Annotated in this window: 1 protein-coding gene; it reads right to left on the minus strand. The window is 70.2% G+C overall.

Features of this window, described 5'->3' with window-relative positions; translation table 11 throughout:
- Positions 1 to 180: 180 nt before the first annotated feature.
- Positions 181 to 842 (minus strand): RNA-guided endonuclease InsQ/TnpB family protein (locus tag AC5LSR_RS23835; protein WP_493465726.1); only part of this gene is annotated, 662 nt, incomplete at its 5' end.

Here is an 842-nt window from a genome sequence, read left to right on the forward strand (position 1 = left end):
GGACAGGAACAGGAAAACGGTCTGGACGCCCCGGACGGCTCCATCACCCATCCGCAGGCCGGCACGCGCACGACGGAGGAACTGCTGTCGGCGTCCGACGACGAACTGATCGCCTTTATAGGCAACGAGCTCGGGATCTCTTGACGTCCTCCCCCGCGTGAACGCGGGGGATTCCAACTCCTACACACCCGCCAGGGAAGGGGGTGCGGTTCGTTGAGGTTCACGGTTCACCGGCACGGCCAACGCCCTGCCTCCCTGCGGGGTCACGGCCCGTCCGGCCGCGATATTCCTTGCAGCGTTGATGTCGGCGTTGCTCTCATGCCCGCAGGCGACGCACACGAACCGAGATTGGCTCTCTCTCGACTCGGCGGCCACATGCCCGCAGGACGAGCAACGCCGACTGGTATAGGCCGCCGGGATCCTCTCCACCCGGCCGGGGGCTTTCTGTTCCAGCCGTCGGACCAGCAGACCCCAGCCGCCCGCGAGGATGCCCCGGTTCAGGCCGGCTTTCGCCCGGACGTTCGTCCCGGGCGCATCCACCGTGCCCCGCGCCGACCGGGTCATCTGCCGGATCTTCAAATCCTCCACCCGGATCACCTCGAACCGGCGGGCGAGATCGGTCGAGGTTTTCTCGACCCAGTCCTTCCGCCGGTCGCTCTCCCGGGCCCGGAGCCGGGCGATCCGGGCCTTGAGCCGGCCGCGGCGGTGCGAGCCGCGTTTCGCCCGGGCGAGCCGGCGCTGCAGCCGGAACAGCCGTGCGGCCTCCTCGCGTCGCAGCCCCGGGCAGCGCAGCAGCTCCCCGGTCGACAAGGCCGCGGACACGACCACCCCCCGGTCCACCC

The sequence above is a fragment of the Protofrankia sp. CiP1_Cm_nod4 genome, assembly GCF_982290645.1.